Consider the following 16,205-nt stretch of genomic DNA (forward strand, 5'->3'; position numbering starts at 1 on the left):
GAAAATTATTTTCCAATTCCATATTGTTTCAATTTATTCGCAATTGCAGTATGGGAAACGCCTAAACGTTGAGCTAATTTTCTCGTGCTTGGATATTCTTCATAGAATAATTTTAGGACTTGTGCCTCATAAGAACCAATGATTTCATCTAAGGTTTTATTCTCAAATTCATCCAAAGAAATCACCGCACTTTGTGGAGGAGCAAGATTTAAACTTTCGATAGTTAAATAATTATCTTGTACCAGAGAGCAGGCACGATAAAGAGTGTTATAAAGTTCACGAACATTCCCTTTCCAATCATATTTCTGCAAATAAAGAAGAAAATCTTTATCGAAAGTTGGTTTTGCAATTTTTAATTCTTCACTGATTTCCTGTAAAAAACCTTGCGCCAGTGGCTCAATATCTGCCATACGATCGCGTAAAGCTGGAACATTAAGAGTAAGAACATTTAAACGATGAAACAAATCAGCACGAACTTTACCTTGCTCAACAAGCAAATGAAGTGGAACCTGTGATGTACAAATCACTCGTACGTTTGCGTGATGCTCCTTCTCTTCACCCACTCGACGAAAAGATCCATCCGTTAAAAAACGCAATAATTTAGCCTGCAAACTCAATGAAAGTTCAGCAATGCCATCTAGTAATACGGTTCCCTCATTCGCGTATTCAAAAAAACCTATGGTTTCACTGTCTCCGACTTTTCTACCAAACATTTCACTTTCCGCATCTTCATCAGGCAAACCCGCACAGTTTACTGCGATAAATTTTTTATCACGACGCAAACTCTGATAATGACAGGCTTTCGCCAACAAATCTTTTCCAGTTCCAGTTTCACCTTGAATTAACAAAGGCGCATCAAACACAGCAAAACGTTTCGCATTTTCTACCGCACTTTTCATAGATTCACTTTGCACAATAAAACAATCGAAAGGTTTTTGAGGATCAAATTTGAAGGTTGTCATATATCGGAAATATGAGAAAAATAATATGTGGTTATGATAATTTTTTTACAGAAAAGTGTAAATATTATTTTACACATCGGAAAATAAAAATGCGGCCAATCTTGACCGCACTTTATGTGACTATAATTTTAACATTCGCTCTGCTTCACGTGCACGAACAAGGAATTGTTTCCGTTCAGCAGTGCCCATTCCACTACTTGTGCCTGGCAATTTAATCGTCAACGGATTAACTGCTCGCCCATTAATATGAAATTCATAATGCAAATGTGGGCCTGTTGAAATGCCAGTGTTACCTGAAAGTGCTATTCTTTCCCCTTTTTTGATTTCTTGTCCTGCACGCACAAGTGGCTTGCTTAAATGCATGTAAACCGTTTGATATTCTCGACCATGTCGAACGACAATATAACGACCAGCACCACCAGCTTGATAAGCTACTTTTTCAACTACGCCATCTGCAGGGGCGATAATCGGTGTGCCTTGTGGAACAGAGAAATCCACCCCTTTATGTGGTCTTATACGTCCAGTTACCGGATGACGACGATTCGGATTAAATGGTGAAGAAACCCGCGCTTGACGTTGCAATGGATAACGAGCAAAACCTTTGCCTAGAGTCTCCCCTTGCTGGCTATAATAACGGCCATTTGTTGCTTGCACAGCATAATAACTCTTACCTTCAAATGAAAGGTGCAGCGCTTCAACATTACCTTGTCCAGTTAATTTATCACCTAAATATTCACGAGAAACTAAAATTGCAAATTTAGTTCCTTTTTTCAATTTCTGAATACTCACTTGCCATTGAAGTGCAGTTGTTAGTTGATTAATCTGGCGATTATCCAATCCTTGAACTTTCAAACTTGCGGCAAAAGTACCATTAATCTCACCTTTTAATACTTCTTTCCGCCAAACACTTTTCTTCTCAATAACTTGACGTTTAAACGTTCCATTTTCTAAACGCTCATAAACTCGCTCTTCTTTTTCTGAAACAAGCCAATTTAAGTATTCTAAATTATCATTTTTATCTAAAATCCAATAAATTTGTTGGCCTGCATTTAAATGAGCCAATTGAGAATCCGTGTCAATTAAGCGCTTTGCTGTATCATCTTCCAAACCAGAAAGTTCAAGTACATCTTTTAAAGTATCACCACTTGTAACGGTATGGCTAAATTGATCGGTGATTCGAATAGCCTGATCAGCTGCATCTAATAAACCACTTAGTGCATCTTGGGCATTTTGTGGAAGATCATCCAAATCATCTAAGAATGGTTTTACTTCTTCAACCTCATCATCATGAGCCTGTAATTCATCATCATAAGAGGTTGCTTCATCATGAGAAACTGGATGCGTTGTAATCGTCTCATCCTTAGGCGATGAGTTCAAAGATTGATATGCCACACCATCAACAACAGCTGGCATCATTTGACTGGATTCAGAATGGTGTTCAACATTATCTTTAAGCGTAAGTAAAATCCCAGTAAAAATCAGCAAAATAGCAATAAAAAAAACGCCCGCTTTAATGCGAGAACGCTTTTTCCGTCTATCTCGAGCTAATTTTACGTGTTGCACAGGATTTCCTAAAATTAAAAAGTTTTCAGCACTCAGACTGCAAATTAAAAAGAAAATTCATTTTACCTGAAAAAGTCTCAATCAAACGCCTAAATATTCATCATAAAGCATAAGTTCTTGAGGAATCGATCAAAATGCGCTATTTTGACCAGCTAATCTCAAAAGCGCGGCGATTTTATGAATATAACAGCTATTCACAGTCAACCTGATTTATCCCCATTAATTCAGCTAAAAAATATTAGTGTCGTTTTTTCACAAAAAACAGCATTACAAAATATCAATTTAAATATCTATCCAAATTCTATTATCACTATTGTTGGGCCAAATGGTGGTGGTAAATCAACGTTATTAAAAACCTTATTAAAACTACAAACACCCACTTCCGGTGAAGTGATTTACAGTAAAAATGTTCGCATTGGCTATGTGCCACAAAAAATTCATTTGGATCATAGTTTGCCGATTACGGTTGAGCGATTTCTTTCGCTAAAAAAAGGTCTTAAAACACAAGAAATATCCACCGCACTTGAGCAACTTTCGATTTCACATTTACGCAAAAGTAATATGCAAAAACTTTCTGGCGGTGAAATGCAACGCGTATTATTAGCACGTGCAATTTTAAATAAACCGAATTTACTTGTACTAGACGAACCCACCCAAGGTGTAGACATTACTGGTCAAGCTGAGCTTTATCAGCTAATTCATCAGACCCAACAAAAATTAAATTGTGCCGTATTGATGGTATCACACGATTTACACATTGTGATGGCGGATAGTAAAGAAGTATTGTGTATTAACCAACATATTTGCTGTGCAGGTACGCCCGATGTCCTCTCAAATGATCCAACATTTATGCGTTTATGGGGAAATCAGCTCGCACAAAATGTCGGCTTTTATACCCATCATCACAATCATCACCACACCTTACACGGTGATGTGTGCGGTTGTAATTCATCAGCAGTGCATTGTCAAAATAAGGATAAATAATGTTTGAAATTTTATTTCCTGCTTTTCTAACAGGCATTTTACTTTCACTTATTACTGCCCCACTCGGTGTTTTCGTGGTATGGCGGAAAATGGCTTACTTTGGTGATACGCTATCTCACTCCGCATTATTTGGCGTGGCCTTAGGTATTTTCTTTCAAGTAAATCCCTATATCGCAATCATTATACTTACCCTCATTCTCGCCATTGCAATGGTATGGTTAGAAAGCAATACACAATTTTCTATTGATACATTACTTGGAATTATTGCTCACAGCTGTTTATCTCTTGGGGTGGTAACAGTTGGATTATTAAAAAATGTTCGTGTTGATTTAATGAGTTATTTATTTGGTGATTTACTAGCAATTAACTATACCGATCTTATTTATATTGGTATAGGTGTTATCATTGTACTGGCGGCCTTAGTATATTTTTGGCATGACTTACTTTCTACAACCGTATCACCTGAACTTGCCCAAGTAGAAGGTATCAATATAAAAAAAATGCGCTTTGTTTTAATGATTTTAACCGCACTGACAATCGCACTTAGTATGAAATTTGTTGGTGCATTAATCATTACATCACTCTTGATTATCCCTGCCGCTACCGCACGTCGTTTTGCACGAACCCCTGAATCAATGGTGTGTTATGCCACCATAATCAGTATGCTTTCCATTATCGGTGGTTTAATACTCTCAGTATTTTACGATACTGCAGCAGGTCCTTCTGTTGTAATATGTTCTGCATTTTTATTTGTATTATCCTTGATTAAAAAAGAACGCTTATAAAACATAATAAAAAAAGACAGACACCAAATTCGGTGTCTGTCCTAAAATTATGAAATAAAATTGTTATCTATGCTATTTGTACAAAAAAATCTTTTAAACCAATTAACACATTATTCACGGCAACTGTTGCTAAAATTAATCCCATCACACGACTAATAATTGCAGCCCCTGCATTACCAATAAAATGTTGAATGCGATTTGCACCAAGTAATAATAAATAAGTGATTAATAATACTGCTAACATAATTCCCGCCGTAATAAATTGTTCTGTAAAATTAAAACGATGGTTATCGGTTAAAAGTACAATGGCCATCATTGCACCAGGAGAAGCAATAGAGGGAACCGCAAGAGGATAAACCGCAATTTCCGTAATATTCACCTTCATCTTTATTTCTTGTTCTGGCTTACTTTCACCAAAAATCATACTTAAAGCAAATAAAAAAAGCACTAAACCACCCGCAATTTGGAATGCAGGTAAAGGCACCTTCATCGCATCAAAAAGAATTTGTCCACCAATCAAAAAGAAAAGCAAAATACCGGCTGAAATAATCACCGCATTACGCGCAATTTTCCTACGTTCATCTAATGAAAAACCAATCGTTTTCGAAAGATAAACAGGAATGGAACCGATAGGATCAATCACAGCCCATAACACGACAAACTGAACAACAAGAGAATCAAACATTTACGTTCCTTATTTATCACTAAAAACCATAGTTTCTGATTCTAGCAAAAAAATGACATAAAGTGCGGTTGGTTTTCTATTATTTTTCATTTGATTTAAAAACACAGAAAAAAACCTACCGCACTTTTTAATTCATCACCATAAAAAATAAGTGGAATTCGATTTCTCTGCCAAGGGGGAATATCAAGTGATTGCCAGATTTTTTTTATATCTTCTCTTGGGCGTTTCGGATGATGTTTAACTTTACCCGAATAGCCAAAGCGGATAGAAATAGGTAAGTCCGTTTTTTCTAGCGTAACAGAGTAATCCTGCCAGTAGAAAATCAGATTGTGTTCATTTTCTTGAACTGTGAGATTGCCTAAATTATCAGGTAAACTTAACGTGCTTTTTTCTAATTTTAGGCAGCATTTGGTTAGATCAGAAAACGGCTTAGTTAAATATAAACTGTCCTGATAACGTCGAATGACTTTATTTACAAGCTGAAATTGAGGATTCGCATCTTCCCTTGCTAAAATAACATTATTAATAAGTTGTGTAAGCTGGCGTTTACTTGGCATTTCAAGTTGATTTTCGGCAAGCCACATACGCAAAAGTGCGGTCTGTTTTGCCGGTGAATATTGGCGAAATTTGAGCAGTTTAAATTGGTTTTTAATTTTGCAATGTTCTGCAAAGGCTTTACCCAATAAATCATTAATTAACTGTTGTTGCTCAAAACAATGTTGAGCAGAACGCTGTACAGCTAAATCAAAATGAGCCCAGCGTTCACGTAATTCAGGCAAAATTTCATTGCGCAAAAAATTACGATCGTATCGATTATCCTCATTACTTTCATCTATAACCCAGTTGAGCTTTTCTTGTTGCGCATAATCCTCTAACTGTGGGCGAGTAAAGCCTAACAAAGGACGTAAAACTGGCATGCCGAATAATACACTTTGTTGTTGCATGGCGCCTAAACCTTGTAGCCCACTGCCACGTTTTAACGCTAAGAAAAACGTTTCTGTTTGATCGTTTAGATGATGCGCTGTAACCAGCATTTCTTGTGTTTGAAGGTGTTTTTTTATGGCTTGATAGCGTGCTTCACGAGCTCCAGCCTCAATGCCATTGGTTTTATCTACTTGTACTCGCTCGATAATCAAAGGAATTTGAAATTGATCGCATAAGTTTTGGCAGTGTTTGACCCAATTATCTGCATTTTGGCTTAATCCGTGATGAATATGAATTGCTCGTAAAGATAAAGTTTGCAAGTACGCTTGTTTTTGACGAAGTTTTGCAAATAAAAAAAGAAGTACAGTGGAATCCAAACCACCACTCAAGGCGATAAGAAATCCTTGAGCAGAGGTTTGTTTGAGTTGTTTTTCAATGTTTGAAAGTAAGTCCATTAGACAACTTTTTCGGCTTTATAATTGCTGCTTGGATTGAGGATTTCAAAACGTGCGGCAATCGGTTGTAATTCGTAAGAACCTAGTTCAAAGGTGGTTTTCATTACGCCTGCTACTTCGTTATTCATCGCTTCAAAGGCTTCAACATCAGATTTGCCATTGAGTAAATTTGCTAAGAATGTCCCAGCGATTAAATCGCCCACGCCCACTGGTTCAAAGTTGAATTGATAAAGTGGACGGCTTAAATGCCAAACGCCCTCTGGGGTTGCCATAATAATTTCAAATGTATCAGGATCGTTGATTTTACCCGCACTTCCTAAATGTTTAACGAGAACTTTCTTCACACCTTTTGCAATCAACGCATTCACTGCTTTTAACACATCATCAAAGGTATTAATTGGGAATTCAGTGAGCTGACGCAATTCATGTAAGTTTGGCGTCATAATATCCGCCACTGGAATGGTTTTTTCAATAAGAGCCTCGCGAACACCATTGGCAACAACGCAGATTTTTTTCGGATGTGGCATCACTGGGTCACATAAATAAAGTGCATTTGGATTACGCTGTTTGATTTGTTCTAAGGCAAAAAGAATTTGATCAACTTGTTCCGCAGAACCTAAATAACCCGATAACAAGGCGTCACATTCTTGTAATTTTTCAATATTATCGAGTCCGGTCACAATTTCTCGGATTTGTTCTTGTGGAATTACCATGCCTGTCCATTTTCCGTATTGCGTGTGATTGGAAAATTGAACGGTATTTAATGCCCATACATCTACGCCTAACAACTGCATTGGAAAAGTCGCGGATTTGTTACCCGCAAAACCATAGACCACATGGGATTGGATTGAAAGTACGTTTTTCATTGTGTTTGCTCCTTTGTTATTATATTTAGATCAAAAAAGAGCGGCAAAAATCACCGCTCTTTTAGAATGTTAGTTAGCAATAACCGTAAGACATTAAACGTTCATAACGTCGATTTAATAATTCTTCTTTGCTTAGTTCATCAAGCTCTGCTAAATCTTCTTTTAAACGAAGTTTTAAGTTTTCAGCCATTTTTGCATAATTACGATGTGCGCCGCCTAAAGGTTCTTGCACAATGCTGTCTATAAGATTTAATTCTTTTAAACGGCTTGCAGTTAATCCCATTACTTCAGCTGCTGTTGATGCTTTTTCTGCACTTTTCCAAAGAATAGAAGCACAGCCTTCTGGAGAAATAACAGAATAGGTCGAATACTGTAACATATTAACTTTATCGCCGACGCCAATAGCTAACGCACCGCCAGAACCGCCTTCACCGATAACGGTACAAATAACGGGAACGGTAAGCTGTGCCATTTCACGTAAATTGCGAGCAATAGCTTCCGCTTGACCACGTTCTTCTGCGCCAATACCTGGATAAGCTCCTGGTGTGTCAATAAATGTGATAATTGGCAATTTAAAACGTTCAGCCATTTCCATTAAACGTAAAGCTTTACGATAGCCTTCAGGTGCTGGCATACCAAAATTGCGTTGTACTTTTTCTTTTACGGAACGGCCTTTTTGATGACCAATCACCATCACTGGGCGACCATCTAAACGTGCAAGACCGCCAACGATCGCTTTATCATTAGCAAATGCACGATCGCCTGCAAGTTCTTCAAATTCAGTAAAAATATGTTCGATATAATCTAATGTATAAGGGCGGTTTGGATGACGCGCCATACGTGAAACTTGCCAAGCATCGAGGTTAGCAAAGGTTTTTTTAGTGAGTTCGTTACTTTTCTTTTGTAAGCGTTTGATTTCATCAGTTAAATCAACTTTATCATCCGATGCTGCGCGTAATGCTTCAATTTTTGCTTCTAATTCAGCAATCGGCAATTCAAAATCTAAATATTCTTGGCTCATTTTCTTATCCTAAAAAGACCGTAAAAATCGACCGCACTTTATCAAGAATTAAACTGTGGCGCAAATGGTTTTCACTGGTTGGGGGAGATAAGTAGCGGAGAAAATAATAGGGGGAAAAAACAGATCTATGACCACACATTAAAAAGCAAAAATGGTATTGCTTATACGCATATACCATTTTTATATGAAGCTATATTCTATCTTTTTAAATGATTAAGAAATGATTGTTCCTTCTTCCGTTCCCATTACAACACGACGTAATGCACCCGGTTTTCCCATATTGAACACTCGAATCGGCATATGATGATCTCGTGCAAGTGTAAATGCCGCTAAATCCATCACTTGTAATTCTTTATCAATAACCTCTGCATAACTTAGTTGCTTATAAAGTTTTGCATCAGCATTTTTTGCTGGATCACAATCATAAACCCCATCGACTTTTGTTGCTTTTAATACCACGTCTGCTTCAATTTCAATACCACGTAAACAAGCAGCAGAATCGGTTGTAAAGAATGGGCTTCCAGTCCCTGCAGAGAAAATCACAACTCGTTTCTCGCGTAACATTTTGATCGCCTCAGACCAATTGTAAGTGTCGCAAATTCCATTTAACTGAAATGCAGACATTAATTTCGCATTTACATCCGCACGAAATAACGAATCACGCATTGCTAAACCATTCATTACAGTAGCAAGCATTCCCATATGATCGCCTACAACTCGATTCATTCCCGCTTTTGCTAATTTCGCGCCACGAAATAAATTTCCGCCACCAAGGACAACACCGACTTCAACCCCCATTTCTACAAGCTCTTTAATCTCTAATGCCATACGATCAAGAATTGATGGATCAATGCCAAAACCTTCTTCCCCTTGTAATGCTTCACCACTTAATTTTAATAAAATACGTTTGTAAATTGGTTGGCTCATTATTTTTTCCCTTTGGCTTTAAAAATCGGCTTATTTTATAAAATAACCTAGCAAGAGTGAAGAAGTTTAAGATGGAATTTATGTGTAAAAGGTGGATAATATTGAGCGCATAAGTCTAATCTAAAATATTTACGATAGGGCTATTTCAAGCAACCAATACAAATAGTTTTGATATACCAACAAACCCTACACTTTTCTTTTAACAGAAGGTAATTATGAACACTAAAAAAACATGGCTAGTTTTTCCCGCACTTTTTATACTCATTTGCGCATTACTTGCGGGCTATTTTATTTTGATTGGTTCAGGCATGTTTAACCAACCAAATTTGACGCTCATTTTACTAACGGCAGCAGTCATTATTTTACTTAGTAGCAGTAAAAAAACATTCTATTTTATTTTACTTCCTCTTTCATTACTTCATGCAATTTACACGCCTACAGGGTTAAATTTTGGTGCACCAAGTTATCAATATATCGCCTCTCTTTTTGCCACAGATATGTTAGAAACTAAAGAATTTCTCTTACAGATTCCTATAAGTAGCTATTTAATTGCTTTTTCTATTCCTATTCTTATCTTTGTGCAATATAAAAGTGCGGTCAAATTTGACATAAAATTTTATCAAAATAAAACCTTTATTGTTTTTACTACCTTACTCTTTGCTTATCATTTACCTATTTCAGCCCCATTAAAAGAAACCATTGATTCCACTGTCAAAATTCTTGATGAGGTGCAAAAACTCAAAAAAATGTCTCAATCAGATGATTGGGGAAAATCTACTTTGGAAAATTCTCCTTATGATGATTACGTCATTGTATTAGGTGAAAGTGCCCGTAAAGATTATCATCATGCTTATGGGTATCCAATTGAAAATACCCCTTTTATGTCAAATTCAAAAGGCATATTAATTGATGGTTTTCGTTCTGCCGGAACCAATACCGTATCATCACTTCGTCTCATGCTAACCTTACCAAACAAAGAAAAATGGGAACCAAATTATAATTTAAGTCTTATTGATTTAGTAAAATCAGCAGGAATTAAAACATACTGGCTTTCAAATCAAGGTATGTTAGGGGAATTCGATACCCCCGTTTCATCACTGGCCTCAAAAGCAGATGAAACGATATTTTTAAAAAAAGGAGGAAGCTTTAATTCAACCAACTTCAGCGATTTTGATTTATTACCAAAATTTGCCAAAGTGTTAGAAAACCCTATTCAGGGAAAACGTTTTATCGTACTCCATATCTATGGGTCACACCCATTAGCATGCGATCGCGTAGAGGATTACCCAAAAATCTTTGATGATAATAAGATTGCGCCTAAATATGGCTACTTAAATTGTTATATCTCCTCAATTAAAAAAACTGATGAATTTTTAAAACGCGTATATGAGCAACTGAAAGAAAACAATCTAAAAAATCACCGCACCTTCTCTATGATTTATTTCTCTGATCATGGTTTATGCCACCAACAAGATGAAAAACAAAATATTTTGTTGTTTAACCAAAATTGTTTCAGCCGTGAACATCACAATATTCCATTGTTTAAAGTATCTTCTGACGATACTGAACGTAAAGAATACAAGGTTTTCAAATCTGGACTAAATTTCCTCGAAGGCATTGCACATTGGGCAGGAATTAAAAATCCAAAATTGAATCATGAGGAAGACTTATTTTCTAATGAAAGCGATAAGGATGATTTTGGTTTACAAAAACGAATTAACGAGAAATATCGGAAAGATGATGACCCAGCAATAGATATTCGCCCAAACATTAATGCTCAGTAATATCAATATACTTAAATCCTTTTGACTGGATAGACATAAAAACTTTCCTCTCAAGAGGATTTTTCTTTACTAAAAATACAAAACTCGCTTGTGAGAACAAATAAGAATAACTTTTATAACCTTTTTCTCTATATAAAAAAGCGGACATAATGTCCGCTTTTCAACATGCAATATGAAAATAAATTATGCGTTACCGCCAGTGATTTTTGCAACTTCAGCTGCAAAATCTTCTTCTTTTTTCTCGATACCTTCACCAACTTCTAAACGGATGAAGTTAGAAACAGAAGTGTTTACTGATTTTAAGAAGTCTCCTACAGATACAGAAGGATCCATTACAAATGGTTGTCCTGTTAATGAAACTTCACCAGTGAATTTCTTCATACGACCTTCAACCATTTTCTCTGCGATTTCTTTTGGTTTGCCAGAGTTAACTGCGATGTCGATTTGGATTTGGCGTTCGTGTTCAACTACTTCTGCTGATACATCTTCTGGATTTACGAATTCTGGTTTAGATGCCGCTACGTGCATTGCTACTTTTTTAAGTTCATCTGCAGAACCTTGACCTGCAACTAATACACCGATTTTCGCGCCGTGTAAGTATTGAGCAATTACTTGACCATCTAAGTAAGCAACACGACGGATGTTCATGTTCTCACCGATTTTAGCTACTAATGCAGCACGTTTTTCTTCGAATTGTGCTTGTAATGCTTCGATAGTTGTGCCTTTGTTTGCTGCTGCGAAATCAGCCACTTCGTTTGCTAAACCTAAGAAACCAGCATCTTTTGCTACGAAGTCAGTTTCACAGTTCATTTCAACTAATACACCGAAACCATTTTCTACACGAGCAAGGATAACACCTTCAGCTGCAACACGGCCTGCTTTTTTAGCTGCTTTAGCTTGACCAGATTTACGCATATTGTCGATTGCTAACTCGATATCGCCGTTTGCTTCAACTAATGCTTTTTTACATTCCATCATACCGGCACCGGTACGTTCACGAAGTTCTTTTACTAATGATGCTGTGATTTCAGCCATTTTTAAAATCCTCTGTCGAAAATGCGGTTTATTTTGACCGCACTTTTAGATAAAAATATAGGGGCTAAATTTTAGCCCCTATGCCAATTAATCGTTTGATTATTAAGGGCTTCGCCTTATTGCAAAACTTAAATTATTCTGCGTCAGCTGCTAATTCTTCAGCAACTTGAGCTTCGTTACCACGACCTTCTTTAACCGCTGCTGCAGCTGCAGAAACGTAAAGTTGGATAGCACGAGTCGCATCATCGTTACCAGGGATAACGAAATCTACACCAGCTGGAGTTGAGTTAGTATCAACGATAGCAAACACAGGAATACCTAGGTTGTTTGCTTCTTTAACTGCGATATGTTCGTGGTCTGCACCGATAACGAATAACGCATCTGGTAAGCCGCCCATATCTTTGATACCGCCAAGGCTTAATTCAAGTTTTTCCATCTCACGGGTACGCATTAACGCTTCTTTTTTGGTTAATTTGTCAAAAGTACCGTCTTGAGATTGGGTTTCTAAATCTTTTAAACGCTTAATTGATTGACGAACGGTTTTCCAGTTAGTCAACATACCACCTAACCAACGGTGGTTTACGTAATATTGCTGACAATCTAATGCTGCTGCTTGAACTGCTTCAGACGCTGCACGTTTTGTACCAACGAATAATACTTTACCGTTGTTGCTAGCAATGCGAGTTAATTCCGCTAAAGCTTCGTTGAATAAAGGTAAAGTTTTTTCAAGATTGATGATATGAACACCGTTACGAGCACCGAAAATGAAAGGTTTCATTTGTGGGTTCCAGTAACGAGTTTGGTGTCCGAAATGTACGCCCGCGTTGATCATGTCGCGCATTGAAACTTGTGCCATAATATTTTCCTTTTGTTGGGGTTGAGCCTCCACATATCAGCTAATCGACCGTTTGGCACCCCGATTAAGCCTTGTTGATATGTGTGTGTTGTTAGTAATTAAAAAGCTGCTTTTGAAAGGCAAAAACAGCGGTGCGATTTATATCATAAAGTACAGTAGAATGCTAGTTAATTTTGGCATTTAGGCGACTTTAGTAAGCCTAATGATTTAATAAAAAATCGCTTAAAATACCCGCTGTGAATGCTTTTCTTAAATAAAATCCTAAAGGTAAAGTTTCTATCACTTCACCATTTCGCCCAATACCTTTCGTTATCGACCGACTATTTGCTCCCTTCGGGCGAAGTTGCATCACTTCACCAATTCGAGCCGTTATTTGATCCAATTTGCCAAGTACAATTAAATCCATCAATTCTTCCCAATCTTGTTTTAATTGACGTTCTTGCTCAGCAGTTGGCTTCCATAAAATTGGTGCACCGATATGGCGTTCACGTAATGGAATATGACGGCTGCCTTCAATAGGCATCCAAAGTACACAAGAAAGTTTGTGACGAACGTGAGAATTTTCCCATTTAACCCCTGAATTTTGTACCAATGGAGCAAGGCTCACAAAGGTCGTTTCAAGAGGATAACCCTCCGCATTAATCGGTAACGTTTTAAGTTCAACACCTAAATGAGAAAAATCCTGTTCAGCTTTGCTCCCTGCTGTTGCGCCCAAAGCGCGCTCTAATAACATTCCTACCCAGCCTTTATCACGTTTTAAATCTGGCGGGACAGGGATATGCAGCTCATCAGCTAACTCTCCAAAAGTTAAGCCTGCAATTGATTGCGCTTGGGAAAGTAATTGTTCAACGGTTTGTGGAATCATTCGTGATATTTCTTAAAAAAGCGAGGCTTAGTATTTTCTGTGCCTTTATCAATATAGGGAATTTTCTCTAGCTGTAATAAAAAACGTTTTGCCTCTAAGCCGCCACCAAAACCAGTTAAAGTACGATCTTTACCTAAAATACGATGACAAGGAATAATAATACTAATCGGATTACTCCCTACTGCGCCTCCCACAGCACGAACAGCCTTCGGGTTATTAATCCGTAACGCCAGCTCTCCATAAGTTGAAAGTTCGCCATAATCAATTTCGCGCAAAGCTTGCCAAATGGCTTGTTGAAACGCTGTACCTTCAGGTTTTAAGGGAATGTCTGAAAAACGCTCAACTTCCCCATTAAAATATCGTTCAAAAGCCAACCGCACTTTTTGAAAAACAGGCAATTCATCTTGCTTGTGCCATTTGGGATTAGGCTCATATTGCTCTTTTTCAAAATCAATATGTGTAATACTTTCACCATCAGATAAAATCAAAAGCCGCCCGACGGGTGAAGGATAATAAGTGTAATAAAGTGCGGTCATTTTTCGCCTTATTTTATAAAAGAAAAGCACACTTCGTGTGGAAGTGTGCTTTATTATGCTAAATTTTTTAACGGATTAGAAACTATAATTTAAGTTTAAACCGTAAAGGTTAGCACTTGCTTTAGAGCTGTAATTGCCTGTAACAACCACCGCACCATTACTAATACGTTGCTCTTCTTTGAAATGAACTTTTTTACCTTTCAAATAAGCATAGCCTAAATCAACTGAAAGATTTGGAGTAAATTTATATGTAGCACCTACGCTATACCAAGTACGATCTGTATCAGGAATTGCCGCACTAGCATGTTCAGTTGCTGCAGCTTGATCATAAGCAATACCTGCGCGTAAAGTTAATTTGTCATCTACATTATAAGTTCCACCTAATGCTACACGCGAACTATTTCTGTAGTACATTTTCTTATGAAATGCCTCTACACCATCAGCATGATAAGTTGCATATAAGTTTTTCAAACGGCTCCAATGAGAATATTTATAACTATAGTGCATAGCAAATTTTTCAGTTAATTGGTGGAATCCTGAAAACTCTAAGTAATCAGGCAAATTAAGCTTTAAACCACCTTCTTGCCCAATACGATGAGCTTGTAAACTAGTTGCTGTATGATCTGTAAAATCAATATCTACTTTAGAATGGTAAGCTAAACCAATTCGATGATTTTCATTAAATTGATACATTACACCGGCATTCCAAGCAAAAGCCCAAGCTGCTTTGTCTTGTAATTGAGTTAGAATAGTATCTTTCTGAACGCGACTTAATGAAGCCAATAATGGACCAGCTGTAGGAGGTAATTGTATAGCTCCTGCGCGTACAGCATGACCAACATATTGAGCCGCATCAGCCAGAGCACCAGCTCTACGCTCAATTTTTGCTTGAGCATAAATCGCATTCAAGCCTAAACCAGCACTAAATCCTTCAGTAATACGATAAGAACCGCTTAGGTTTAAATTTAACGCCGTTAAATCTGTTGTGCCGCCAAACACACCGCCGTTATATTTGTTATCATACTCACTTTTCAAACCAAAATTCACATTCATGCCTGCACCAATCGCTACTTTGTCATTAACCGGTGCAACAAAATACATATTTGGTACAAGAGAACCTGGAACTACATTTTTTTGATGAAGATTAGTTGAAGTGCTTGGTAAACGAGCGCCCACATTTCTACCTAACGCAGTAATATCGGTATTACCACTCATATTAATCTTAGAATCAACATAAACGCCACCCACAGAAAATTGATTCGTTTTAAATAAACTCATCAACGCTGGGTTAGTTGCCACGACAGAGGCATTATCCGCAATCGCCGCTTCACCCGCATATGCACGACCAAGACCTGAAGTCGATACTTCAGCCAATTGGAATGCTGCAGCATTTACCCCACCAGCAGCGAATAACATTGCGGTTGCTAAGACAGATTGATTAAATTTTTTCATTTGGAAACCTTTGTTATAAATAAAAATCTGGGCGATTCTAAAACCCGAATCTATTGAGTGCAAATCCATTTCCTTGTTTTTATTAGAGTTCCGACCAGTTATCGGGAACTTTTTGCATTTAATGGGCTATTTTGTTCAATTTTTGTCATTCATGAGAAAAATGATAAAATATACGAAAATTCATATAAGGAAAAGAAAATGACCGTAAAATGTAAAGCAGAAGAATCCTTAACCTGTAGCTGCGTTGATGTGGGCACAATTATTGATGGTTCTGACTGCACTGTAGAAGTACATCAATTTTATAGTACTGAAGCTGATGCCAATGCAGCCTTTGAACGATTAACAAAGAAAGCTCGCGATACAGAAAGCGATCCTTGTGAAATTAAAAGCGAAATCGTGGCAGTTGAAAACGGCGTTCAATTAAATGCCTCTTTCACTTTTAGTTGCCAAGCAGAAGCGATGATTTTTGAACTGGCGAATCGTTAGTATTTAATAACACACTAAA

General features: G+C 37.3%; 16 protein-coding genes. 4 read left to right on the forward strand and 12 right to left on the reverse strand.

The window, feature by feature from the left end:
* Positions 1–5: 5 nt before the first annotated feature.
* Entirely contained in the window at positions 6–962 is a 957-nt protein-coding gene (locus tag KKW16_RS04405) for a sigma 54-interacting transcriptional regulator (RefSeq protein WP_215767943.1), read from the reverse strand.
* Between the two features lie 120 nt (positions 963–1,082).
* The gene (gene mepM / locus KKW16_RS04410) at positions 1,083–2,525 is read right to left on the reverse strand and encodes a murein DD-endopeptidase MepM (protein ID WP_215767944.1); all 1,443 of its coding nucleotides are present in this window, start codon (positions 2,523–2,525) and stop codon (positions 1,083–1,085) included.
* A gap of 177 nt (positions 2,526–2,702) precedes the next feature.
* Between mepM and znuC the strand changes: the two genes are divergently transcribed.
* The gene (znuC, locus tag KKW16_RS04415; RefSeq protein ID WP_140535632.1) at positions 2,703–3,509 is read left to right on the forward strand and encodes a zinc ABC transporter ATP-binding protein ZnuC; all 807 of its coding nucleotides are present in this window, start codon (positions 2,703–2,705) and stop codon (positions 3,507–3,509) included.
* Positions 3,509–4,294: a zinc ABC transporter permease subunit ZnuB gene (znuB, locus tag KKW16_RS04420; protein ID WP_048952832.1), complete on the forward strand. Its 786-nt coding sequence runs from the start codon at positions 3,509–3,511 to the stop codon at positions 4,292–4,294. Before znuC ends, znuB begins: the two co-directional genes overlap by 1 nt.
* Positions 4,295–4,361: 67 nt before the next feature.
* Here znuB and KKW16_RS04425 read toward each other — a convergent pair whose 3' ends face one another.
* From KKW16_RS04425 to pyrH, 5 genes are all read right to left on the reverse strand, one after another.
* Positions 4,362–4,979, reverse strand: coding sequence for a MarC family protein (locus KKW16_RS04425; protein ID WP_215767945.1), 618 nt, complete (start codon positions 4,977–4,979; stop codon positions 4,362–4,364).
* A 95-nt stretch (positions 4,980–5,074) separates the two neighbouring features.
* Complete coding sequence (gene tilS, locus KKW16_RS04430; protein ID WP_215767946.1) at positions 5,075–6,358, reverse strand: tRNA lysidine(34) synthetase TilS; 1,284 nt, start codon at positions 6,356–6,358, stop codon at positions 5,075–5,077.
* Positions 6,358–7,224, reverse strand: coding sequence for a pyridoxal kinase (gene pdxY, locus KKW16_RS04435; RefSeq protein WP_215767947.1), 867 nt, complete (start codon positions 7,222–7,224; stop codon positions 6,358–6,360). The genes tilS and pdxY overlap by 1 nt, the downstream gene beginning before the upstream one ends.
* A 73-nt stretch (positions 7,225–7,297) precedes the next feature.
* Positions 7,298–8,245, reverse strand: coding sequence for an acetyl-CoA carboxylase carboxyl transferase subunit alpha (accA, locus tag KKW16_RS04440; RefSeq protein WP_053466344.1), 948 nt, complete (start codon positions 8,243–8,245; stop codon positions 7,298–7,300).
* Between the two features lie 213 nt (positions 8,246–8,458).
* A complete protein-coding gene (gene pyrH, locus KKW16_RS04445) occupies positions 8,459–9,172 on the reverse strand; it encodes a UMP kinase (RefSeq protein ID WP_048952828.1) in 714 nt (237 codons plus the stop codon).
* A 215-nt stretch (positions 9,173–9,387) separates the two neighbouring features.
* On the opposite strand from pyrH, the gene KKW16_RS04450 reads away from it, so the two are divergent.
* Entirely contained in the window at positions 9,388–10,956 is a 1,569-nt protein-coding gene (locus KKW16_RS04450) for a phosphoethanolamine transferase (protein ID WP_215767948.1), read from the forward strand.
* A 183-nt stretch (positions 10,957–11,139) separates the two neighbouring features.
* Here the strand turns inward: KKW16_RS04450 and tsf are convergent, their stop codons facing one another.
* The 5 genes from tsf to KKW16_RS04475 all read right to left on the reverse strand — a co-directional run bounded on the left by tsf (position 11,140) and on the right by KKW16_RS04475 (position 15,763).
* Positions 11,140–11,991: a translation elongation factor Ts gene (gene tsf / locus KKW16_RS04455; protein WP_005627519.1), complete on the reverse strand. Its 852-nt coding sequence runs from the start codon at positions 11,989–11,991 to the stop codon at positions 11,140–11,142.
* Between the two features lie 133 nt (positions 11,992–12,124).
* Positions 12,125–12,847, reverse strand: a complete 723-nt coding sequence (gene rpsB / locus KKW16_RS04460) for a 30S ribosomal protein S2 (protein WP_046949980.1) — start codon at positions 12,845–12,847, stop codon at positions 12,125–12,127.
* Positions 12,848–13,046: 199 nt separating this feature from the next.
* Positions 13,047–13,712, reverse strand: a complete 666-nt coding sequence (mutH, locus tag KKW16_RS04465; RefSeq protein ID WP_215767949.1) for a DNA mismatch repair endonuclease MutH — start codon at positions 13,710–13,712, stop codon at positions 13,047–13,049.
* Positions 13,709–14,248: a methylated-DNA--[protein]-cysteine S-methyltransferase gene (locus KKW16_RS04470; RefSeq protein WP_140586076.1), complete on the reverse strand. Its 540-nt coding sequence runs from the start codon at positions 14,246–14,248 to the stop codon at positions 13,709–13,711. The genes mutH and KKW16_RS04470 overlap by 4 nt, the downstream gene beginning before the upstream one ends.
* Positions 14,249–14,323: 75 nt before the next feature.
* Positions 14,324–15,763: an outer membrane protein transport protein gene (locus tag KKW16_RS04475; RefSeq protein WP_226385904.1), complete on the reverse strand. Its 1,440-nt coding sequence runs from the start codon at positions 15,761–15,763 to the stop codon at positions 14,324–14,326.
* 135 nt (positions 15,764–15,898) lie between these two features.
* Here KKW16_RS04475 and KKW16_RS04480 point away from each other — a divergent pair, with 135 nt between their 5' ends.
* Positions 15,899–16,186, forward strand: coding sequence for a YfcZ/YiiS family protein (locus KKW16_RS04480; RefSeq protein WP_048952823.1), 288 nt, complete (start codon positions 15,899–15,901; stop codon positions 16,184–16,186).
* The last annotated feature ends 19 nt before the right edge of the window (positions 16,187–16,205 follow it).

The sequence above is a fragment of the Haemophilus sp. SZY H8 genome (assembly GCF_018829755.1).
Taxonomy (GTDB): domain Bacteria; phylum Pseudomonadota; class Gammaproteobacteria; order Enterobacterales; family Pasteurellaceae; genus Haemophilus; species Haemophilus haemolyticus_K.